This window comes from Lysobacter sp. ESA13C, from assembly GCF_019970005.1.
GTDB lineage: Bacteria > Pseudomonadota > Gammaproteobacteria > Xanthomonadales > Xanthomonadaceae > Lysobacter > Lysobacter antibioticus_B.
Genome location: NZ_JAHXYK010000013.1, coordinates 61,581 through 83,851 on the forward strand (window position 1 = coordinate 61,581; position 22,271 = coordinate 83,851).

Consider the following 22,271-nt stretch of genomic DNA (forward strand, 5'->3'; position numbering starts at 1 on the left):
CGTGCGCCAACAGAGCAAGGTGCCCCATCAACCCGAGCTCTTGCTCCGCGGCCACGCCGCCAGCAGCGCCCACAGGCCGCCGAGCCCGGCAATCCACGACGAAGCCGGGATCGACCAGAACCTCGGCCCTCCCGATTCCATGCCGTACAGCACCGCCGCGACCACCAGCAGGCCGGTGCCGAGGATCGCCGCGACCGTGCGCCGCACCGCATCCTTGATCGTGCGATTGAGGTCGGTGATGTCCTGCGAGCGCATCTTCAATTCGTGCTGGCCCGACACTTGCTGGTTGAGCCAGCTGTGCAGCAGGCGCGGCATCTCCGGCGCGCGCGTGACCAACTCCGGCAAACGCTTGCGGAACTCGCTCGCCAGCCGCTGCGGGCTGTAGCGGTCCAGCAGGATGCGCTGCAGCACCGGCCGCGCCACCGCCCAGATGTCGAGCTTGGGATCGAGCAGACGGCCGACGCCTTCGATGTTGAGCAAGGTCTTCTGCAGCAGGATCAGCTGCGGCTGCAGGGTCAACTCGTAACGCTGCGCGGTGCGGAACAACTTCACCAGCACCTCGGCCAGCGAGATCTCGCTGAGCGGTCGGGTGAAGTAGGGCTCGCACACCGCACGCGTCGCCGCTTCGAGCTCGTCGATGCGGATGTGCGGCGGAATCCAGCCGGCCTGCACGTGCAGCTCGGCGATGCGGCGGTAGTCGCGGTTGAAGATCGCCATGAAGTTTTCGGCGAGGTAGTACTGATCCTCGTCCGACAACTGGCCCATGATGCCGAAATCCAGGGCGATGAAACGCGGATTGCTGCGCCGCGCCGGGTCGCTGTCGACCCAGATGTTGCCGGCGTGGGCATCGGCGTGGAAGAAATTGTCGCGGAACACCTGGGTGTAGAACACCCGCACGCCCTTGGAGGCGAGCGCGCGCCGATCGATGCCGGCGGCGTCGAGCGCGGCGATGTCGTCGGACGGAATGCCGTACACGCGCTCCAGGGTCAGCGCGCGTTCGCCGGTGTGCGACCAGATCACTTCCGGCACGTACATGTCGTCGCTGTCGGCCCAGAAACGGCGCAGCACGCTGGCGTTGGCGCCTTCGCGCTGCAGGTCCAGTTCGGCGGCGAGGGTGCTCTCGATCTCGGCGACGATGGCGCGCGGGCGGATCTTGTCGGCACTGGGATGAGCGCGGTCGACCAGGGCGGCGAGCGCCTTGAGCAAGGCGATGTCGCCGGCGATCTTGCCCTCGATGTCGGGACGCAACACCTTGACCACGACTTCGCGCGGCGGCTTGCCGTCCTGCGCCGGCAACCGCGCCGCGTGCACCTGGGCGATCGAGGCCGAGGCCAGCGGTTCGATGTCGAAGGATTCGAAAGCCTCGCCGATGCGGCGCTCGAGCGCGTCCTCGACGATCTTGCGCGCGGTTTCGCCGTCGAACGGCGCGACCCGGTCCTGCAGCAGGGCCAGCTCGATCGCGATGTCCGGCGGCACCAGGTCGCGCCGGGTCGAGAGGATCTGCCCGAACTTGACGAAGATCGGCCCGAGCTCCTGCAACACCAGGCGCAGGCGCGCACCGCGCGACATCGCCGCGATCTCGTCGGAAGCGCGCGGCACGAACGGGCGCGCAAGCTTGAGCCAGCGTTCGACCGGGGTGCCGTCGAGCAGGTCGTCGAGGCGATAGCGCAGCAGCACGCGGCCGATACGCCAGGCACGCACCGCCGACCTCATGCGCTGCGTCCTGCGCGGTCGCGCAAGCGCGCCACGCGTGCGGCCGCACGCTCGACGTCGTCGCGCAAGGTGTCGACATCGTCGTGGAAGGCGTTCAACTCATCGCGCGGGACCACGTCGCGCGATTCCTCGGTGACGTATTCGGCGGCGTTGCCGGCCAAGGCGCCGGCGGCATCGCGGGCGTGGCGCAAGGCGCCGGCGACGGTATTGGCGACCTGCACCCCGATCACATCGCCGAACACCGCGGTGAAGGGTTGCTGCCAGTCCGGATCGAAGCGTTCGGCCAGACGCTGCAGGCGCCGCGCCAGATCGGCGTCGCCCTCGATGCGCAGCTTGCCGACCGGTGCGGCATGATCGTTGCGCGCGCCGCCGAGCAGGTTGGGCAACTGCGACAGGATCGCGCCGAGGGTGCTGCGCACCGACAGGTCGGGTTCGTCGCTGTCGCGCACCGGCCCGACTTCGAGGCGCTCGCCGGCCACCACGATGCGCAGCGCCAGCGGCGGCGATGCCAGGTGCAGGGCGACGCTGCGGCCGTCGAGCGGGCGCAGCGCTTCGCGGGTGTCGGGATCGAGCGCGAGCGCGCGGTTCAGCGCGGCTTCGAGCGCGCGGCCGGCCATCGGCTTGAGCGCGTCCAGGGGCGAGGCGGTGTCGGTCATGCGGCCATTCTAGCCGGCGCGCGCCGGCCGGCTGTTACGCGGATGTCGAGGCCGCGCCGCCGGCCTGGGCATGGTGGGCGCGCACCCGCGCCAGGCCTTCGTCGAAACCGACCTGGGGCACGTAGCCGAAGTCGCGCCGGGCCGGCGCCATGTCGTACCAGTGCGTGGTCGACAACTGCTCGGCGAGGAAACGCGTCATCGGCGGCTCGCCCTTCAGCGGCAACACCGTCCACAGCAGCTCGCAGACCGCGCCGATGGCGTAGGCGGCGCGGAACGGCAGGGTCTTGTCGGCGGTCGGCGCGCCGACCGCGGCGAGCAAACCGTTGACCGTCTCGCGCACCGTGCGCGGCTCGCCGTTGCTGATGAAGTAGGCGCGGCCGGCGCAGGGCGCGCCCGGGGCGAGATGCTCGAAGGCGTCGAAATGCGCCTGCGCGGCGTTGTCGATATAGGTCGTGTCGATGCGGTTGTGGCCGTCGCCGACGAAGCGCAGCCGGCCGCTGCGCGCGCGTTCGACCAGGCGCGGCAGCAACTGGTTGTCGCCGACGCCCCAGATCAGGCGCGGGCGCAGGGCGACCGTGGCCAGGTCCGGCCCGTTGGCGGCGAGCACGGCTTTCTCGGCGATGGTCTTGGTGGTCGCATAGGCGGCCTTGAAGCCTTCGCCGTAAGGCACGCTGTCGGCGGTGCCGCCTTCGACCGGATGGGTGGCGCGGTGGGTCACGCTCGGGGTCGAGGTGTAGACGAGTTTGCCGATGCCGTGGGCGCGGCAGGCCGCGAGCACGTTCTCGGTGCCGACCACGTTGGCCTGGTGATAGCTCTCGTAACTGCCCCAGGCACCGGCCTTGGCGGCGTTGTGGAAGACCGCCTCGCAGCCTTGCGCGGCATCGATCACGGCCTGGCGGTCGGCGAGATCGCCGCGCAGCTGGATCACGCCGAGCGGTTCCAGCGCCGGATACAGGCCGCGATTGAAACTGACCACCTCATGCCCGCGCGCGACCAGGCCGCGGCACAGGGCCTGACCGAGAAAACCGCCGCCGCCGGTGACCAATATCTTCATCGTTGCTGCATCCGTGAAAGTGGTGAGTGCAGCGTGCGGCTGCGGAAACCTTGCGCATCATAGGCTGCGCGCGCCGGCCTTCGCCGTGCGTTGGCGAGGAAAAAGCAAATCCCCCACGTCCGCTGCGCGGCCGTTCGCCCCCTTTGCAAAAGGGGGCAACAGCGAGCCGTCGCTGCGCCGTCCATCGAGCTTTTAGCCCCCTCCTATCGAGTTCCCCCTTTGAAAAAGGGGGACCAAGGGGGATTTGCTCTTGCTTTTCGCTCGCCTCAGCCCTTGCGCGCCTGCACCGCCAGCTTCTCGCGCCCGATCTTGGCGTTATGGCGGATATCGACCGGGAAGCCCGGATGGAAACGGATCCGCTCGATACCCGCGGTATGCGCGTGCTCCGCGCCGATCGCGCGCAGTTCTTCGGCGATGCGCTCGCACTCGGCGCGCGCGGTGCGCGGTTCATGCAGCTCCACCCACAGCAACGGGGTCTGCGCACCGAAGGCGCCGGTGCCGACCAGGGCCGTGCGGCGCACCTTCGGGTGGGTGTTGAACACCGGCTCGACCTGTTCGGTGTACAGCGGGCCGCTCGCGGTTTCGACGCGATGGGTCTTGCGCCCGCAGAACCACAGCCGGCCTTCGCCGTCGAGATAGCCCAGGTCGCCCATGCGGTGGACGATGCGGTCGAGCCCGTCGCGCACTTCGCGGATCTTCGCCAGATGCGTCGCCGCATCGCGACGGAAATAGCTGTCGGTCGCGGTCGGGCCGGCCACGGTGATCTCGCCGACCACACCGTCCGGCAACACCAGGTCGTCGGACCAGTGTTCGATCGCGGCATCGTCGATGCGGATGATCCGCACCTCGTTGCGCTCGACCGCACGGCCCACGCAGGTGCCGGCGCCCTGCTCGGTCGCCGCGCGCGTGGACTGCAGTTCGCGGCCTTCGATCACCGCCACCGGCAGGCATTCGGTGGCGCCGTACGGGGTCCAGAACTGGGCGTCGCGCGGCAACAGCTCGCGCAGCGCCGCCACCGTTTCCGGCGGCACCGGCGCGCCGGCCGAGGTCACTCGCTTGACGCCCGGCAAGGCCTGGCCGTGCTTGGCCAACACCGCCATCAATGCCGGCGAACCGAACAACTGGTCGACGCCGAAACGGTGGATGGCATCGATCAGCTTGACCGGATCGGCCTGCGCCGGCCGGGTCGGGTCCATGTCGGGGATCACCGAGGTCAGGCCCAGCGCCGGATCGAACAGGGCGAACGGCGGGAAGGTCGGCAGGTCGACGCCGCCGGGGGCGATGCCGAAGGCTTCGCCCATCATGTCGATCTGGGCGACGAAATGGCGGTGGCGGAACACCACGCCCTTGGGCACGCCGGTCGAGCCGCTGGTGAACACGATCGCGGCGACTTCGTCGGGGCGGGTGTCGGCAAGCTGCGAGGGCGCGCCTTCGCCGTCGCGCTCGACCCGCGCCAGGGTGTCGTCGGCAAGGAAGGCGCGCCGGCCGGTGGTGATGCGGATACGCGCCGACTTCGCCCAGCCGAGCACGACGCGGGCGACGTGGGCCAGCGGAATGCCGATGAAGGCCTCCGGCTCTGCTTCGTCCAGGCATTGCCGCAGCGCGCGTTTGTCGATGCCCGGGTCGATCAGCACCGGCACCGCGCCGGCCTTGAACAGAGCGAACATCAACAGGAAGAACTCCGGCGACGGCCGCACCATCACCGCGGTGCGGGTGCCGCGCACGATGCCGCGCTTGGCCAGACCGGCGGCGATCGCATCGCTGCGGCGGTCGAGTTCGCCGTAGGTCAGCTCGACGTCGTAACTCGCCAGGCCGTCGCTGCGGCGCGTGCCCGGGCAACGCATCGCCACCCGTTCGGGCGACTGCGCCGCACAAGCCGGCAACGCAGCGGCGATGTTGCAGGTGTCGCTACGGCTCGCCGCAGCGGCGCCTGCTTCGATGGCGCCTGCTTCGATGACGGGTGCTGGCGTCGGGTTCGTCATCGGCTCAGCTCAAAGGGTGTCGGTCGAGGAAGGCGCGGATCTCCGGCACCAGCACCTCGGCCTGATCTTCCAGCACGTAATGGCCGGCATCGTCGAAAGCGTGCACCTGCGCCTGCGGCAGCGCATCGGTGAAGCCCTTGAGGAAGTGATGATCGAAAACGAAATCGCGCAGGCCCCAGCCGATGAAGGCCGGGCGGTCGGCGTATTCGGGCAGCTTGCGGCCCATCGCCTGCACCAGCGGCCAGGCCAGATCGCCGTCGCCGAGCGGAATGTCCTGGACGAAGCGCGAGGTGGCGATGCGGTTGGCCCAGGAGTCGTACGGCGCCAGGTAGGCGCGGCGCACGTCGGCCGGCATCGGCTTGACCACGCCCATGCGCGCGGCGCCGCCGGCGAAGGCGTTGAAGCCGCGGATCAGGCCGGTGCCGATCGCGGAATCGCGGCCCAGGCGCAGGCGCTTGGGCAGCGGCTTGGCCGCCGGCAGCGGGAAGGCGCCGGTGTTGGTGATGATCAGGCGCTTGATCTGTTCGGAATGCTTGAGGCCCCAGCCGAAGCCGATGCCGCCGCCCCAGTCGTGCACGGCCAGGGTCATCGGCCCGGTCACGCCGAGGTGCTGCAGCAGGCGCTCGACGTCGTCGACGCGCGATTGCAGGGTGTACGCGTAATGCGGCTGCACTGCCGGATCGTCGGAGGGCTTGTCCGACAGGCCCATGCCGACATGGTCGGGGACGATGCAGCGATAAGCCTTGCCCGAACTCGGGTCGCGCAGCGCCAGCACCAGCTTGCGCCAGTAATAGCTCCAGGACGGGTTGCCGTGCAGCATCACCACGACCTCGCCATCGCGCGGGCCTTCGTCGAGATAGCTCATCTCGATCCCGGGACGGACCTGGAAACGCTGCGGCTGGAAGGGGTAGTCGGGAAAACTGCGGCTGGAGGTCATCGGCGGCTCGTTGGCGGCACGCGAACGGGCGCGGACCTGGGCGGACAGGCGCCATTATCGGCTGCATCGGCCCGATGGGGAACGTTCCCGCCGCTTCGACGCCGGATCGATGCCGCTTCGACGACGTTGCCCGGCCGAAACCGCCGATCCTGGGGCCGCGCGCCGGATCGCCGGCGGCGCGGATCGAAACAAAACCTATCGTTTGAACATGCCGGCCCTGTGCGATTGCCGCGGTCCGCTTGTCGCACACTCCAGCCCCATGACGATTCGCATCCCGCCGCGGTGATCCATGCGTAGCAAGCTGTTCGTGCCCGGGTCGCGGCCGGAATTGTTCGCCAAGGCGCTGGCCGGTCCGGCCGATGCACTGTCGTTCGATCTCGAGGACGCGGTCGCCGAAAACGCCAAGGACGCCGCGCGCGCCGCGGTCGCGGCCTTCGTCGCCTCGGCGGCGGTGGCGGCCTCGCCCAAGGTCGTCATCGTGCGGGTCAACGACCCCGCCTCGCCGCACTTCGCCGCCGACCTCGCCGCGGTCGCGCGCACCGGCGTGACCCTGATCAACCTGCCCAAGATCGAATCGGCGAGCGCCCTGCGTGCGGCGGTCGCGGCGATCGAACGCGCCCAGGCCGACAACGCCGCCGCGCCGCCGATCCCGGTCCTGGTCAACATCGAAACCCCGCGCGCGCTCGCCCATGCCGCCGAGATCGCCGCCGCGCATCCGCGCGTGGCCGGGCTGCAACTCGGCCTGGGCGATCTGTTCGAGGCCGAAGGCATCGACCGCCGCGACCGCGCCAACGTGCATGCGGCGATGTTCGCCGTGCGCATGGCCGCAGCCCAGGCCGGGGTGTTCGCGCTCGACGGCGCCTACGCCGACCTGCACGACGACGCCGGCTTCAGCGCCGAAGCGCAGGCCGCGCACCGGCTCGGTTATCTCGGCAAGACCTGCGTGCATCCGCGCCAGGTCGCGCTGGCCCACGCCGCTTTCGCGATCAGCGCCAGCGAGCTGGCCGCGGCGCGCCGCGTGCTGGCCGCGGCCGAAGCGATGCCGGCCGACGGCCGTGGCGTCTTCGTCGTCGACGGCCGCATGATCGACCTGCCCTTCCTCAAGCGCGCCCAGGCCCTGGTCGCGGCCGCGGAGCGCACATGAGCCCGCCGCGTATCGATCACCCGACTGCCGCCGCCTCGCCCCGAGCGCTCGCCACGCTCGCGCAGCGCATCGCGCGGCGCCTGCTCGTCGTCTGCGCCGCGCTGACGATCGTGGCCGCGCCCGTACAGGCCGAACCGCTGACGCCCTTGCGCAGTGCCAGCCTGCCCGCGCTCGACACGCCCTCGCCGCTGCTCGGCGTGGCCACCGTCGACGGCCGCACCGTCGCCATCGCCCGCGACGGCGCCTGGAGCCTGGCGCCCGGCGACGCCGCCTGGACCGCCTTGCGCGCCCGCGATACCGCCACTAGTACGGCCAAGGTCGCCGCGCTGATCGGCGACGGCGCCCGCGCCTATATCGTCTCCGACGCCAGCGCCGACGCCACCGCAGTCGCGCAGTTGTCGCTCGACGAGCGCGGCCTGCGCCTCGCCCCGCTGCCGTCGTTGCCGGCCGCCTTGTCGCAGGTGCGTGGCGCCTTGTCGGCCGACACCTTGTTCGTGGCCGGACGCGATGCCGGCGGCGCGCTGCATTTGTTCCAACGCGGCCTCGCCGATGCGAGCCTCGCCTGGAGTGCGGTCGCGATCTGGCCGGGCGCCGGCGCGCCGCACTCGTTGGTGGTGCAGACGCATTCCCTGTTCGTCGCCGTCGCCGACCCGCACGGCGGCGCCGACCGCCTGTTGCGCTGGTCGGCCGAACACGGTTGGCGCCAGGCCGGCGCGGTACCGGGGCAGGTGCTGCCCGGTGCCGGCCGCGCCCTCGGCCAGGCCCACGTGCTGTATCCGGTGATCGCGCCGGGGGCCACGGCGGCGACGCCGATGACCTATCAGACCATCACCAGCGCCTGGGCACCGCTGCCGGGCGCGCAACTGGCCGGCGCGCAGCTCACCGCCGCCTGGCCCGACGGCCTGTTGTGGACGCAGCCCTCGGCCGACGGCCGCCGCACCGCGTTCGCGACCGCGCAAGTGCAGGCCAACAAGCTGCTGCTGCACTGGCTGGACTGGTTGGTGATCGTGGTCTACCTGGCCGGCATGATCGGCATCGGCCTGTATTTCTATCTGCGCGAGAAACGCAACTCGACCGCCAATTTCTTCGTCGGCGGCCGCAGCATTCCGTTCTGGGCCGCCGGCGTCAGCCTGTACGCCGCCAACACCAGCTCGATCAGCTTCATCGCCATTCCCGCCAAGGCCTTCGAGAGCAACTGGCAGTACCTCACCAACAACCTCATCGCGGTGCTCGGGCTGATCTTCGTGGCGATCTGGATCGTACCGCTGCTGCGCCGGCTCGACCTGATGTCGGTGTTCTCCTACCTGGAGACGCGTTTCCATCCGGCGATCCGCATGCTCGCCAGCGCGCTGTGCATCCTGACCCAGATCGGCAGCCGCATGAGCGTGATCCTGTTCCTGCCGGCGCTGGCGATCGCCACCATCACCGGCATCAGCGTGTTCTGGAGCGTGCTGCTGATGGGCGGCTTCACCATCGTCTACACCGCGATGGGCGGCATGAAAGCGGTGATCTGGACCGATTTCGTCCAGGTCATCGTCAAGATGGGCGGCGCGGTGTTCGCCATCGGCTTCATCGTCTGGCAGTTGCACGGCGGTTTCGGCGAATTCCTCGCCATCGCCCGCGCCGAAGACAAGATGCACCTGTTCGACTTCAGCTTCGACATGACCAAGGCCACGGTCTGGGGCTTCGTGTTCCTGGTGCTGTTCGACGTGGTGCTGACCTTCCCGAAGGACCAGGTGCTGATGCAGCGCACCCTGTCGACCAAGTCCGACCGCGAGGCCGGGCGTTCGATCTGGGCCTTCGCCGCGATCATGATCCCCGGCGGCTTCGTGTTCTACATGATCGGCACCGCGCTGTTCGTCTATTACAAATCGCACCCGGAGCGGATGAACCCGCTGCTGCCGATCGACGCCACCTTCCCCTTGTTCATCGCCGCCGAACTGCCGGTCGGGGTCACCGGGCTGATCATCGCCGGCATCTTCGCCGCGGCGATGGCGACCTTGTCGGGCATCATGAACAGCGTGGCCACGCTGATCTCGGTGGATTTCTACGAGAAACTGGCCAAGCGCGGCACCGCCAAGAAAAGCGTGTTCGTCGCCGAACTCACCACGGTCGCGGTCGGCTTGGTCGGCATCGGCGCGGCGCTGTTGCTGTCGCGCTTCGACATCCATTCGCTGTTCGACGTGTCGATCGAACTGGCCGGCCTGCTCGGCGGCGGTTTCGCCGGCGCCTACACCCTGGGCATGTTCACCCGCCGCGCCAATTCGCCCGGGGTGGCCATCGGCATCGGCATCAGCATCGTGCTGACCCTGGTGATCTGGTCGTTCCGCCTGGTGCATCCGTACTTCTACCTGGCGATCTCGATCCTGCTGTGCATCGTGTTCGGTTACCTCGCCAGCCTGTTGTTCCCGGCGCCGGCGCGCTCGCTCGACGGATTGACGATCTACCGCGACAAGGACGCGGCGGTCGCCGCCGCACCGGCCTCCCCCTGATGGCATACGCGGGCCTGGCGACCCTCGTGTAGCCTCGGCTGGCCGCGATTCGCGCGACCGTCACGACGCCAGCGAGAGGCCATGGAAACCCAATTTCTCAACACCTTCGTGACCATCGTCGACCAGGGTTCGATGGCCGCGGCGGCGCGCGTGCTCGGCATCACCCCGGCCGCCGTGGCGCAGCAGATCCGCACCCTGGAACGCGAGATCGGCGCGCCGTTGATCGCCCGGGTCGGCCGCACCGTCAGCGTCACCGAGGAAGGCGCGCGGATCCTGCCGCGCAGCCGCGAGCTGTTGCGCAGCGTCGCCGACCTGCGCAGCGTGGCCAACGAAAGCGAAATCTCCGGCGAGCTGCGCCTTGGCGCCTGCCCGACCGCGCTCGCCGGCATGCTGCCCGACGTGCTCGCGCGCATGGTCGAGACGTTTCCGCAGATCAACGTCTTCATCAAGCCCGGCTATTCGGCCGACCTCTACCACGCGGTGGAACAGGGCGACCTGGATGCGGCGATCGTGCTGCAGGCGCCGTTCCCGCTGCCTAAGACCTGCGAATGGCAGCTCCTGCGCGAAGAACCGCTGATCGTGCTGGCGCCGGCGTCGATGGCCGAACGCGATCCGCACGACCTGCTCGCCAACGAACCGCTGATCCGCTACGACCGCCACCAATGGGGCGGCCGCCAGGCCGACGAATACCTGCGCGCGGCCAACATCGTTCCGCGCGAGCGCTTCGAGCTCAACGCCCTCAACGCGATCGCGGTGATGGTCGACCGCGGCCTCGGCGTGTCGCTGGTACCGGACTGGGCCAGGCCCTGGCCGGAAGGCCTGAACATCGCCCGCATCGCGCTGCCCGATGCGTCCGCCAAGCGCTGCATCGGCATCGTCTGGTCGCGTTCGAGCGTGCGCGTGCGCCTGGTGACCGTGCTGCTGCAGGAAAGCCGCAAGGCGATGCAGGCCAAGGCCTGAGCGGGCACGCGGCGCGAACGGCGGGCGCGAAGGGGCGACGCGGGGGCGATGCGCGCAAACGCAGCCCACGCCTGCGTTCGCTAGCCGCGCATGCTGCACCGCCGCAAGAAAACCCTGATTCTCAAGCAACAAATCCTAGTCTCTGAACATAGTCCGCGACGGTTCTATGCGCGCAGTCGAACGCATAGGCTCGCACTCACTCCGGGGACATGCGATGTCGGGGACGTCGCCACAAGGACGCGGCCACGCCGCCGTCGCTCGACGCCGGGGTTCATGCGTACGCCGTTGCGGCGCGCGCCGCCAACCGCAGCCTGGACGGGACACGACATGCTCAAGCCACTCACCGCCGCGATCAGCAGCATCCTGCTGCTTTCCGCCATCGCCGGTCCCGCCATCGCCGCTCCCGCCAGCGCGCAGGAGGCCGCGGCGAGCGCCGACGACAAGGATGCTGCGACCGACCAGGCCGCGGTCGATCTCGACAACGTGGTGGTGACCGGCACGCGCAGCCCGAAAGCGGTCGACCGCATTCCCGGCGCGATCACCCTGGTCTCGAAGGAAGAAGTGCAGCGCAACCTGGTGCTGACCGAAGACGCGACCGCGGTGTTGGCGCGCTCGGTGCCGGGCTACGCCGAATCCTCGCAGGCGATGAGCAACACCGGCGAAAACCTGCGCGGCCGCGTCGCCCTGCGTTTGTTCGACGGCGTGCCGCAGGGTTCGCCGCTGCGCGAAGGCACGCGCAACGGCACCTTCACCGACATGGGCATCGTCGGCCGCATCGAAGTGATCAACGGCCCTTCCGCGTCGGAAGGCATCGGCGCCGCCGGCGGCATCATCAACTACCTCTCGGCCGCCCCGACCAAGGAAGGCAACGAGTTCACCGTCGTCTCGCGCTACACCACCCAGTTCGAGGACGACAGCGAGGGCTGGAAGCTCGGTTTCAACTTCGCCCGCAAGGCCGGCAACTTCGACCTGCTCGCCAGCGCTTCCTTCCTCGACCGCGGCATCACCTACGACGGCAGCGGCCGCCGCATCGGCATGAACACCAGCGGCTCGCTGGCCGACACCGAGTCGCGCAACCTGTTCCTCAAGGCCGGCTACGCCTTCGGCGAGGACGGCGTGCAGCGCATCGAAGGTTCGGTCAGCCACTTCAACATCGAAGGCAAGGCCAACTACGTGCAGGTGCTGGGCTGCCGCCCGGACGAGGCCGCACTGTGCGGAGCCACCCGCACCAACACCTCCGAGCGCGGCAGCATCTTCGGCTCCAAGGCCGCGATCAACGATTTCAAGCAGTACCAGCTCACCTATATCCATTCCGACTTCTTCGGCGGCACCCTGACCCTCAACGGCTACCAGGCCGACCAGGAGATGCGCTACCTGCCCGAGAACACCATCGACAAGCAGGATCCGCTGATCGGGCCGTCGGGCTCGATCTACGACCAATCCGAAATCGTCACCCACAAGAAGGGCCTGCGCACGTCCTGGGCGCGGCCCTCGCTGTTCTCGGTCAGCGGCCTGGAACTGCGGCTCGGCTTCGACCTGGTCGAAGACACCGCCGAACAGCGTCTGGCGCTGACCGACCGGCTGTGGGTGCCGCCGATGGAGTACAAGAGCCGCGCACCGTGGGCACAGCTGTCGTGGGACATCGGTCCGGTCACGCTCAGCGGCGGCATCCGCCGCGAAGACGGCGAGTTGCACGTCGATGGCTACACCACCACCTGGTACCGCGACCGCCGCCACGTCGACGGCGGCACCCTGGACTACCAGGAGAACCTGACCAACTTCGGCGCGGTCTGGCGCATCACCGACGGCTGGTCGGTATTCGGCTCCTACGGCGAAGGCTTCACCCTGGCCAACGTCGGTATTCCGCTGCGCAACATCCAGTGCTCCAACGACCCGGGCGACACCCAGCCCGACGGCTGCCCGAACGATCCGCGCATCGGCGTCGCCGACTTGCTCGACCTTAACGCCATCGTGGTCGAGAACACCGAATTCGGCTTCAACTGGCGCGGCGAACGCGGCGCGTTGAGCGCTTCGCACTACGACTCCAAGTCCGACTACGGCCAGTCGCTGGCGATCGATCCGGCCACCAACGATTTCGTGTTGCTGCGCGCGCCGGTGCGGATCAAGGGCTACGAATTGTCCGGCGACTGGCGCTTCAACGAGGCCTGGCGCTTCAGCGCGGTGTATTCGCACACCCGCGGCAAGACCTCGTTCTGGGCCGCCGACGCCGCTGGCCGCTTCGGTGCGGGCGGCACGAACAAGCCGATGGGCGTGCTCGACATCAACCCCGACAAGTTCGCCTGGACCCTCACCTGGAAGTTCCACCCGCGCGGCGACGTCAGCCTGGGCGCCACCACCTTGTTCTCGCGCAACCTGTCCGCCAGCGACGTGCGCGGCTTCGACGGCGCGCGCTTCAACTTCAAGGAAAGCACCCGCGGCTACACCTTGTTCGACCTGGGCATGAACTTCGATACCGAACGCTACGGCAAGTTCTCGCTCGGCATCGAGAACCTGTTCGACAAGCAGTACATCCTGAGCTGGTCGCAGCCGCCCGGCGGCTTCCAGAACTACTGGGCCGGTCGCGGCCGCACCTTCTCGCTCACGCATACCTTCAAGTTCTGAACCGTCTGTCGCCCTCGCCGCGTTTCCCTCGAACCGCCCCCGGACCGATGCCCCCGCCGTCGTGTCCGCGGCGGTGGCTTTTTGCCGGCGCTGGCGCGCGGCGGTGGCCTTTTGCCGGCGCCGACGGGTGGCGCCGGCGCTTCGCGGGGGTCGCAGCATTGGCGCTGGCCGGCGCCTGCATCGGCTCGGCGGCGGCCGACGGCCATGCCGCCCCATCGCCCCGGGGAGCAAACGTCTCCGAGCTGCACCGGTTCATGCGCGCGGTCACCGGCGAGGACGGCTATCTCGGCGCGGTCACCCTGATCGCGCGCGACGGACGCATCGTCGACTGGCAGGCCTATGGCCACCGCGACCTGGCCCGCCGCGCACCGATGCGGCGCGATGCGATCTTCCGCCTGTATTCGATGACCAAGACCATCACCTCGGCCGCGCTGATGCTGCTGGTCGAGCAAGGGCGGATCGGGCTCGACGACCCGGTGTCGGCGTATCTGCCCGAACTGGCGCGGCCGCAGGTCGTCGTCGGCGGCAGCGTCGATGCGCCGCGCCTGCGCGATGCCGCTGGCGAGATCAGCATCCGCGAATTGCTCACCCACACCGCCGGCTTTCCGGCCGGGCTTGAAGGCGACGAGCTGGCGACGGCGATCGCGCGGCGCCACGACCCGCATGCGGCCGCCGACCTGCAAGGCTTCGTCGAACGCCTGAGCCGCGCGCCGCTCGCCGCCGATCCGGGCACCCGCTTCGGCTACGACGGCGCCGCGCTGGAAGTGCTGGCACGGGTGATCGAAGTGGTCGCCGAGCAGCCCTTCGATGCCTTCCTGTACGAGCGCATCTTCGTGCCGCTGGACATGCGCGACAGCGGATTCGAGGTGTCGCCTACGCAGCGCGAACGCGTGGTCGAGCTGACCCGCATGGGCGACGACGGCCGGCTGCGGATCGCCGACGGCCCGAACGCGCGCGAACCCGGCGTGCGCTTGAACCTCTACCCGAGCGGCGCCGGCGGGCTGTATTCGACTGCGCGCGACTACGCCCGTTTCGCCCAGATGCTGCTCGACGGCGGCTTGATCGCCGCGCCCTCGGCTGCACTGCCCGATGCCGATGCCGACGCGCCTGCGGCGTCAGCGTCGCGCGATACCGACCCACCCGGCCCTGCGGCGTCGGGCACGGGCCCGAACGCCCGGCCGCGACCGCGCTTGCTGCGCGCCGACACCGTCGCGGCGATGCTGCGCAACCAACTGGGCATGCTCGATCCGCCGGTGAACCAATACAGCGCCGGCGAGGGCTTCGGTTTCGGCGGTTATGTCGTGATCGACCCGGCCAAGCGCGACCGCCCCGGGTCGCGCGGGCAGTTCGGTTGGTCGGGCGCGGCCTCGACTACCTACGCGATCGACCCGCAGCACCGATTGATCGCCATCGCCTTGTTGCAGCATCTGCCGCACGGCGAGGCGCGGCGGGATCTGCCGCGCATCGGCAGCGACTTCTATCGGCAGGTCTATCGCGCCTTGCAGATCCCAGCCCGCGCCGAACCGGAGACGACGAAATGAGCGCTGCGCTGTCCTCCTGCGTCCTCGTCGCCGGCTCGGCCAACCTCGACTTCGTGGTCCGCGCCAGCCACGTGCCGGCGCCCGGCGAGACCGTGCTCGGCCGCGAGCTCGCTTTGTTCCCGGGCGGCAAGGGCGCCAACCAAGCCGTCGCCTGCGCGCGCGCCGGCGGCGCGCCGACACGCATGCTGCTCGCCCTCGGCAACGACGCCCACGCCGCGCCGATCGAGCGTTCGCTGCGCGAGGCCGGGGTCGAGCCGCACATCGTGCGCGTCGCCGACCGGGCCACCGGCACCGCCTTCGTGTGCGTGTCCGACGACGCCGAGAACGCGATCACCGTCGCGCCCGGCGCCAACGAGGCCCTGCGCGGCGAGGATCTGCCCGACCTCACCGGCGTCGGCCATCTCTTGCTGCAGCTCGAATCGCCCCTGGCCGCGGTCGAAACCTGGGCGCAGCGCGCGCGCGCCGCCGGTGTCCGCGTGGTATTGAACGCAGCGCCGGCACGGCCGCTGCCGAGCTCGTTGCTGGATGCGATCGATCTGTTGATCGTCAACGAAGGCGAACTCGCCGTCCTCAGCGGCATCGCCGGCGACCTCGACGCTGGGCTGGCGCGCATTCCGACGCGCGGCGTGGTGGTGACCCTGGGCGCACGCGGCTGTCGCGCGCGCCTCGACGGCGAGCACCTGCATCAGGCCGCCTTCGCCGTCAGCGCGCTCGACACCACCGCCGCCGGCGACACGTTCTGCGGCACACTGGTCGCGGCGCTCGCGCATGGCCTGAGCTTCGCCGCCGCGCTGCGCCGCGCCTGCGCCGCCTCGGCGCTGGCCTGCACCCGCGCCGGAGCGCAGGCCAGCGTGCCGAGCCACGACGAGGTCGAGCGCTGGCTCGCCGGAGCTGATTCGATGCCGGCCGCCGTCACGTCTTTCCCGCTCCAGGTTTAGCGACGCCCCCATGACCCAAGCGCCCCGCCCTCCCGATTACCACGCCGCCGACGCCACCAGCGAAGACGAACGCCCGCTCGTGCGCACCGAGTACAAGTTCTCGCACGTCACCACCCAGCGCTACCTGCCGCTGCCGGGCAAGGCGCCGGGCTGGCCGTTCGCCGAGATCGGCCATTGGAAGGTCGACGTCGACGCCACCCTCGACGACTGGATCGCCGAGCTCAGCGACTGGCGCCGCGAACACCTGATCCGCATCGGCTACGACGACGCGCACTATCGCCGCCCGGAACTGCAATGGGCGCAGCGCAATTTCGTCCATGCCCAGATGATGGCCGAGGACCGCTATTTCTACGACCCGGTCGCCGACCGCTACACCGTCGATCGCTATCTCGACGATCTCGAACGCCGCTACGGCGGCATCGACAGCGTGCTGATCTGGCACGTGTATCCGAACATCGGCGTCGACGACCGCAACCAGTTCGACCTCGCCGCCGACCTGCCCGGCGGGCTCGACGGTCTGCGCGGCGCGATCGCCGATTTCCATCGCCGCGGCGTGCGCGTGTTCCTGCCGACCATGCCCTGGGACCAGGGCACCCGCGACAGCGGCCGCAAGGACTGGGAGTCGGTGGCCCAGCTGGTGCAAGCGGTCGGCGCCGACGGCGTCAACGGCGATACCTACAACGGCGTGCCGCGCGCGTTCTTCGACGCCTGCGACGCGCTCGGCCACCCGGTGGTGCTGCAACCCGAATCGACCATCAGCGCCGAGGAGGCGCTGATCTGGAACGTGCAGAGCTGGGGCAAGAAGGCGCCCAACGAAGCGATCCCGCCGGTGGCCAAGTTCAAGTGGCTGGAACCGCGCCACATGATCAACTACGAAAACCGTTGGGGCCGCGACCGCAACCACGACCTGCAGTACATCTTCTTCAACGGCATCGGCTACAACGCCTGGGAGAACGTCTGGGGCCTGTGGAACCAACTCGGCGAACGCGATGCCGAGAGCCTGCGCCGCATCGCCACGATCGAACGAACATTTCCCGCCCACTTCGTCAGCGCCGACTGGCGTCCGTACGCGCACACCCTGCAGGCCGGCGTGTTCGCCAGCCGCTTCCCGCACACGGGCAGCAGCGTGTGGACCCTCGTCAACCGTAACGAGTACGAAGTCGCCGGCGAACAGATCGCGGTCGATCACGTCGACGGCGCGCGCTATTTCGACGCCTGGAACGGCGTGGCCCTGCAGCCGCGGCTCGATGGCGGCCGCGCGGTGTTCGACTTCGTGCTCGAAGGCCGCGGTTTCGGCGCCGTGCTCGCGCTGGCGCCGGGCGCCGAGATCGACGGCCTCGACGTCTTCCTCGCCCGCATGAACGAATTGGCGGCGACGCCGCTGCATCGCTACTCCAACCAGTGGCGCGCCTTGCCGCAACGGCTGGTGCCGATCGAGCCGGTCGCGGCCGCCGCGGCGGCGCCACCGGGCATGATCGAGATCCCGGCCGGCGAGTTCGATTTCGTCGTCGGCGGCATCGAAATCGAAGGCCAGACCTGGGAAGGCGTCGACGTCCAGTATCCGTGGGAAGACAGTGCGCGCCGCAACCATCGCAAGCGCATGCGCCTGCCGCGCTTCTTCATCGATCGCACTCCGGTGACCAACGCCGAGTACCAGCGCTTCGTCATCGACAGCGGCTATGTCCCGCGCGATACGCACAACTATCTGCGCGACTGGGTCGACGGGGCGCCGCGCCCGGGCTGGGAACGCAAGCCGGTGACCTGGGTGGCGCTGGAGGATGCGCGTGCCTATGCGCAGTGGGCCGGCAAACGCCTGCCGCGCGAGTGGGAGTGGCAGTACGCTGCGCAAGGCCACGACGGCCGCCGCTATCCCTGGGGCGAGGACTGGCGCGACGACGCTGTGCCGGCGCCGAACCGCGGCCGGCGCCTGCGCGCGCCCGACGACGTCGACGCGCATCCGGCCGGCGCCAGCCCGTTCGGCGTGCTCGATCTGGTCGGCAACGTCTGGCAATGGAGCGACGAATACCTCGACGAGCACACCCGCGCGGCGATCCTGCGCGGCGGCAGCGCCTACCGGCCGCAGACCTCGCACTGGTACTTCCCGCAGGCCTACCGGCTCGACCAGCACGGCAAGTACCTGCTGATGGCGCCGAGCAAGGACCGTTCGGGCTGCATCGGCTTCCGCTGCGTGGTCGATGCTCCATGAGCACCGACACGCATCGCGGCGCGCCCGCGCCCCAGGCCGTCGAGGTCAGCCTCGGCGGCCTGCTCGGCGAGGCCCTCGATGCCAACCGCCGCGGCCGGCTCTCGCATTTCATCGTCGACGAGCACAGCCCGGCGATCGCGATCTTCGCTCCGCAACACAGACAACAAAACATCGAAGGCGACTGGTACGGCGAACACGCAGGCAAGTGGCTGATCGCCGCGGCCAAGGCCGCCGCGCGCAGCGGCGATGCCGGGCTGCGCGCGCGCCTGCTCGGGGTCGCCGACTTCCTGGTCTCGACCCAGGAAGACGACGGCTATCTCGGCACCTACGCGCCGGAACGCCGCTTCATGCGCAAACAGCCGCCCAAGCCGGGCACCTGGGACGGTGCGCCGAGCGTGCGCACCTGGGACATCTGGACCCACGCCTATCTGATCCTCGGCCTGCTCGAGGTGCATCGCCACTTCCCTGAGCCGCGCTATCTCGACGCGGCCCGGCGCATCGGCGATCTGTGCCGGCGCACCCTGGCCGATGGCGCCATCGACATCAACGAACTCGGCAACCACCACGGCCTGTCGGCGACGGTGTTGATGGACCCGGCGGTCGAGCTGTACTTCGCCACCGGCGAGCAGGCCTATCTCGAACTCGCACTGACCGTGCTCGAGCAGGCCGAACGCAATCCGGACTTGCGCCTGTTGTCGCAGGCGCTGGACGGCACCGACGTGGCGCAGATCGCCACCGGCAAGGCCTATCAGCTGGCCTGGAACCTGGTCGGCCTGGCCAAGCTGCATCGCGCCACCGGCGAGCCGCGCTACCGCCGCGCCGTCGAGAACCTGTGGCGCAGCATCCTCGAGCATCACCTCAGCCTCGGCGGCGGCCCCTGGGGCGGCGTCGCCCAGCGTTCGCGCGAGGTGTTCAATCCGGCCGGCGTGTTCGATCCGCACGGTTACGTCGAAACCTGCTCGACCCTGGCCTGGATGCAGTTGAACCGCGAATTGCTCGCGATCACCGGCGAGGCGCGCTACGCCGAGGAGATCGAACGCTCGGCCTATAACGACCTGCTCGGCGCACAGGCGCCCGACGGCGAGAACTGGTGCTACTACGTGTTCCCGAACGGGCGCCGCGTGCACACCACGTACTGGCGCTGCTGCAAATCCAGCGGCGCGATGGCGGTCGAGGAGATTCCCGGCGTCGCCTACGCGCAGGTCGGCGAGGACGCCATCGCGGTGAATCTGTACGGACCGGGCTCGGCGCGGATCGGGCTGCAGGGCGCCGGCCGGGTCGACATCGAACAGGACACCGCCTATCCCTTCGACGGCGCGATCCGCCTGCGCGTCGACCCCGAACGCAGCTCGCGTTTCCGCATCAAGTTGCGCATTCCTTCCTGGGCCGCGGCGGCGCAGGTGTCGGTCGACGGCGTCGCCGCCGACGCGACGATCCTCGCCGGCGACTACCTCGTCATCGACCGCGAGTGGAGCGCGGGCGACGAAGTGCTCGCGCAGTTCCCGATGGCCCCGCGCACCCACACCGCGATCCATCGCAACGTGCAGGAGTCGCGCGCGCCCGACGGCAGCGCGGTGGCGCAGGAAGTGCTGCGCTACGAATATCTGGCCGTCGCCTGCGGGCCGCTGGTCTATGCGACCGGCCTGATCGACGGCTTCAAGACCGAGGAAACGCTACGGCTGCCCTCGGCACCGCAAAGCGATTGGCTGCGATGGACCGGTCCGGACGCGATCGAAGCGGTGCCGCGCATCGAACTGCATCCGGGCTACCGCGCGCCGCTGGTGTTGCGTCCGTATTACTGCGCCGGCGGCCGCATCGACGGCGCCTGGCGCCTGACCTGGATGTCGCTCGCGCCCATGCCCCTGCGCTCATCGCCGCCCGTCCCGTGACTGCACGCACAGTCCACACCGGCCAAGCAAGAATTTGTGCTGCCAGAACATATGCCGCGTGGCTGTTTCGACCGCGGCGACAGGCGCACAGTGAACCCGGCATCAGGCTCTAGGCTTTCGGACGCGCACCGCATGGACTCCATCCCCCCCGACCCGACGTCCGAGCGCACGGCCCCGGCCGGCCCGCTCGGCGGCATCCGCGTACTCGACCTCAGCGCCTACATCGCCGGCCCCTACGGCTGCACCCTGCTCGCCGACCAGGGCGCCGACGTGATCAAGATCGAGCCGCCCGACGGCGACAACCTGCGCCAATACCCCTCCACCCTGGCCAGCGAAAGCCGCGCCTTCCTCGGCGTCAACCGCAGCAAGCGCGGCATCGTCCTGGACCTGAAGCGCCCGGCCGACCACGCCGTGCTGTTGCGCTTGGTGCGCGATGCCGACGTGCTGGTGCACAACTTCCGCCCGAGCGTGCCCAAGCGCCTGGGCATCGATTTCGAGCGCCTGCAACTGATCAACCCGCGCCTGATCTATTGCGCGGTCAGCGGCTACGGCGAGAGCGGGCCGATGAAGGACAAGGCCGGTTACGACCAGGTGCTGCAGACCATGACCGGCATGTGCGCTCTGCAAGGGCGACGCGGCGGGCCGCCGGAGATCATCTACGGCTCGGTCGTCGACTACTACGCCGCCGCCCTGCTCGCCGCCGGCGTGTCCTCGGCCTTGTACGAACGCGAGCGCAGCGGCCTGGGCCAGTTCGTCGGCGTGTCCTTGCTGCGCAGCGCGCTGACCATGCAATCGGCGCGGATGATCTGGGCCGACGGCGAAGGCCTCGACATCGGCCGCGATATGCGCTCCGGCGGCGTCACCGGTATCCACCCGACCCGCGACGGTCACATCTACATTTCGGCCAACACCGCGCGCTTCTGGAAATCGCTGTGCGAGAGGACCGGCCTGGACGAACTCGCCGACGACCCGCGCTACGACAGCGTGCGCAAGCGCGCGCAGGCGGTGGCCGAGATCGTGCCGCGCCTGCACGAAGCCTTGGCGCGGCGCAGCGCGATGGAGTGGGAAACGCTGTTCGGCGACGAAGTGCCCTGCGCTGCGGCGCGCCGGATCGAGGACATGTTCGACCACCCACAAGTGCTCGCCGAAGGCATCGTCGGCCCGATCCAGCACCCGCAGGTCGGGCGCTACCGCGGCGTCGCCCAATCGATCAAGTTCGGCCGCACCCCCGGCCCGGCCCCGTTCGCCGCGCCGATGCTCGACCAGGACACCCAGGCGATCAGGGACGAGCTGGCCGACCGCGGCGCGGTGTCCTTGGGGCACCGCGGCACCGCGCAGGGTTGAAAGGCCCGCATTGCCGCCGCAATGCCGAGCGAGAACGAGCTAGAAACGCCGCCAGTCCGGCGCTGGCCTCGATCCGCGCTCAGTAGCGCGCCGCATCCGCTGCCGGCACGAACTTCTCCCACAACTCCTCGAACTGCCCGGCGAAGCAACGCACCAGATTGGCGTCGTCGGTTACCACCAGGTTCTCTTCGTTGCTCGTGGTCGCGCTGCGGGTCCAGTTGAAGCTGCCGTTGGCCAGCACCCGTCCGTCGAACAGCGAGAATTTGTGGTGCATGTGGAAGGGGCTGTCGTCGATCCGCACCGGCACCCCGGCCTCGCGCAGGCGCAGCACGTCGCTGCCTTCGTCGAACTTCTTGTCGTTGTCGCTGATCAGGCGCACGGCGATGCCGCGGCGGTGGCAGGCGAGGACTTCTTCGCTGAGGCGGTCGTCGGAGATCGTGTACACACAGATATCGACGCTGCGCTTGGCGCCGCGGCACAACTCGCGCAGTTTGCGCAGGCAGGCACCCCCGGGGGCGAAGTAGGCGCTCGACACCACCGTGGGCGCGGCGACCACGTCGAGGGTCTTGATCACCTGCTCCAGCCAGCGCAGGCCGTCGAGAGCATGCACTGGCTCGCCGAGCATCAGCTCGCGGGTCATGTCGAAGGCGCGATTGCGCAGATAGCGCACGCGTTCGCTGCCGAGTCCGGCGCCGAGTTCGCGCAGCTCGAACTTCTCCTCGTTGTCGAGGGTGCGGTCGGCGATGCTGTCGCGCAAGGTCTGATCGAGTCGGCCGAAATCCATGTCCCTGCC

At 69.5% G+C, this 22,271-nt stretch carries 15 protein-coding genes; 9 read left to right on the plus strand and 6 right to left on the minus strand.

Going from position 1 to position 22,271, the window contains the following annotated elements:
• Window positions 1-27: 27 nt before the first annotated feature.
• The 5 genes from ubiB to LC490_RS21325 all read right to left on the minus strand — a co-directional run bounded on the left by ubiB (window position 28) and on the right by LC490_RS21325 (window position 6,342).
• Window positions 28-1,713 (minus strand): ubiquinone biosynthesis regulatory protein kinase UbiB, encoded by a 1,686-nt coding sequence (ubiB, locus tag LC490_RS21305; protein ID WP_223621531.1) that lies wholly within the window; start codon window positions 1,711-1,713, stop codon window positions 28-30.
• Entirely contained in the window at window positions 1,710-2,369 is a 660-nt protein-coding gene (locus tag LC490_RS21310; protein WP_031372802.1) for an SCP2 sterol-binding domain-containing protein, read from the minus strand. The genes ubiB and LC490_RS21310 overlap by 4 nt, the downstream gene beginning before the upstream one ends.
• 34 nt (window positions 2,370-2,403) lie before the next feature.
• Window positions 2,404-3,423, minus strand: a complete 1,020-nt coding sequence (gene oleD, locus LC490_RS21315; protein WP_223621532.1) for a 2-alkyl-3-oxoalkanoate reductase — start codon at window positions 3,421-3,423, stop codon at window positions 2,404-2,406.
• A 266-nt stretch (window positions 3,424-3,689) separates the two neighbouring features.
• Complete coding sequence (oleC, locus tag LC490_RS21320) at window positions 3,690-5,405, minus strand: olefin beta-lactone synthetase (protein ID WP_223621533.1); 1,716 nt, start codon at window positions 5,403-5,405, stop codon at window positions 3,690-3,692.
• 4 nt (window positions 5,406-5,409) lie between these two features.
• Window positions 5,410-6,342, minus strand: a complete 933-nt coding sequence (locus LC490_RS21325; protein WP_223621534.1) for an alpha/beta fold hydrolase — start codon at window positions 6,340-6,342, stop codon at window positions 5,410-5,412.
• A gap of 289 nt (window positions 6,343-6,631) precedes the next feature.
• Here LC490_RS21325 and LC490_RS21330 point away from each other — a divergent pair, with 289 nt between their 5' ends.
• The 9 genes from LC490_RS21330 (at window position 6,632) to LC490_RS21370 (ending at window position 21,478) form a co-directional block, all read left to right on the plus strand.
• Window positions 6,632-7,486 carry a CoA ester lyase gene (locus LC490_RS21330; protein WP_223621535.1) on the plus strand — a complete coding sequence of 285 codons (855 nt, stop codon included), beginning with the start codon at window positions 6,632-6,634 and terminating at the stop codon, window positions 7,484-7,486.
• Window positions 7,483-9,978 carry a sodium:solute symporter gene (locus tag LC490_RS21335; protein ID WP_223621536.1) on the plus strand — a complete coding sequence of 832 codons (2,496 nt, stop codon included), beginning with the start codon at window positions 7,483-7,485 and terminating at the stop codon, window positions 9,976-9,978. The genes LC490_RS21330 and LC490_RS21335 overlap by 4 nt, the downstream gene beginning before the upstream one ends.
• Window positions 9,979-10,059: 81 nt before the next feature.
• Window positions 10,060-10,938 (plus strand): LysR family transcriptional regulator, encoded by an 879-nt coding sequence (locus tag LC490_RS21340; RefSeq protein ID WP_223621537.1) that lies wholly within the window; start codon window positions 10,060-10,062, stop codon window positions 10,936-10,938.
• Between the two features lie 327 nt (window positions 10,939-11,265).
• Window positions 11,266-13,560: a TonB-dependent receptor gene (locus LC490_RS21345; RefSeq protein ID WP_223621538.1), complete on the plus strand. Its 2,295-nt coding sequence runs from the start codon at window positions 11,266-11,268 to the stop codon at window positions 13,558-13,560.
• Between the two features lie 254 nt (window positions 13,561-13,814).
• The gene (locus LC490_RS21350) at window positions 13,815-15,101 is read left to right on the plus strand and encodes a serine hydrolase domain-containing protein (RefSeq protein WP_223621539.1); all 1,287 of its coding nucleotides are present in this window, start codon (window positions 13,815-13,817) and stop codon (window positions 15,099-15,101) included.
• A complete protein-coding gene (locus tag LC490_RS21355; RefSeq protein ID WP_223621540.1) occupies window positions 15,098-16,039 on the plus strand; it encodes a ribokinase in 942 nt (313 codons plus the stop codon). The genes LC490_RS21350 and LC490_RS21355 overlap by 4 nt, the downstream gene beginning before the upstream one ends.
• Window positions 16,040-16,049: 10 nt before the next feature.
• On the plus strand, window positions 16,050-18,245 hold the full coding sequence (locus tag LC490_RS21360) for an SUMF1/EgtB/PvdO family nonheme iron enzyme (protein WP_223621541.1): 2,196 nt from the start codon (window positions 16,050-16,052) through the stop codon (window positions 18,243-18,245).
• On the plus strand, window positions 18,242-20,134 hold the full coding sequence (locus LC490_RS21365; protein ID WP_223621544.1) for a beta-L-arabinofuranosidase domain-containing protein: 1,893 nt from the start codon (window positions 18,242-18,244) through the stop codon (window positions 20,132-20,134). The genes LC490_RS21360 and LC490_RS21365 overlap by 4 nt, the downstream gene beginning before the upstream one ends.
• Before the next feature lie 132 nt (window positions 20,135-20,266).
• Window positions 20,267-21,478: a CoA transferase gene (locus LC490_RS21370; protein WP_223621546.1), complete on the plus strand. Its 1,212-nt coding sequence runs from the start codon at window positions 20,267-20,269 to the stop codon at window positions 21,476-21,478.
• Between the two features lie 79 nt (window positions 21,479-21,557).
• Here the strand turns inward: LC490_RS21370 and LC490_RS21375 are convergent, their stop codons facing one another.
• Window positions 21,558-22,262 carry a phospholipase D-like domain-containing protein gene (locus tag LC490_RS21375; RefSeq protein WP_223621548.1) on the minus strand — a complete coding sequence of 235 codons (705 nt, stop codon included), beginning with the start codon at window positions 22,260-22,262 and terminating at the stop codon, window positions 21,558-21,560.
• Between the last annotated feature and the right edge of the window lie 9 nt (window positions 22,263-22,271).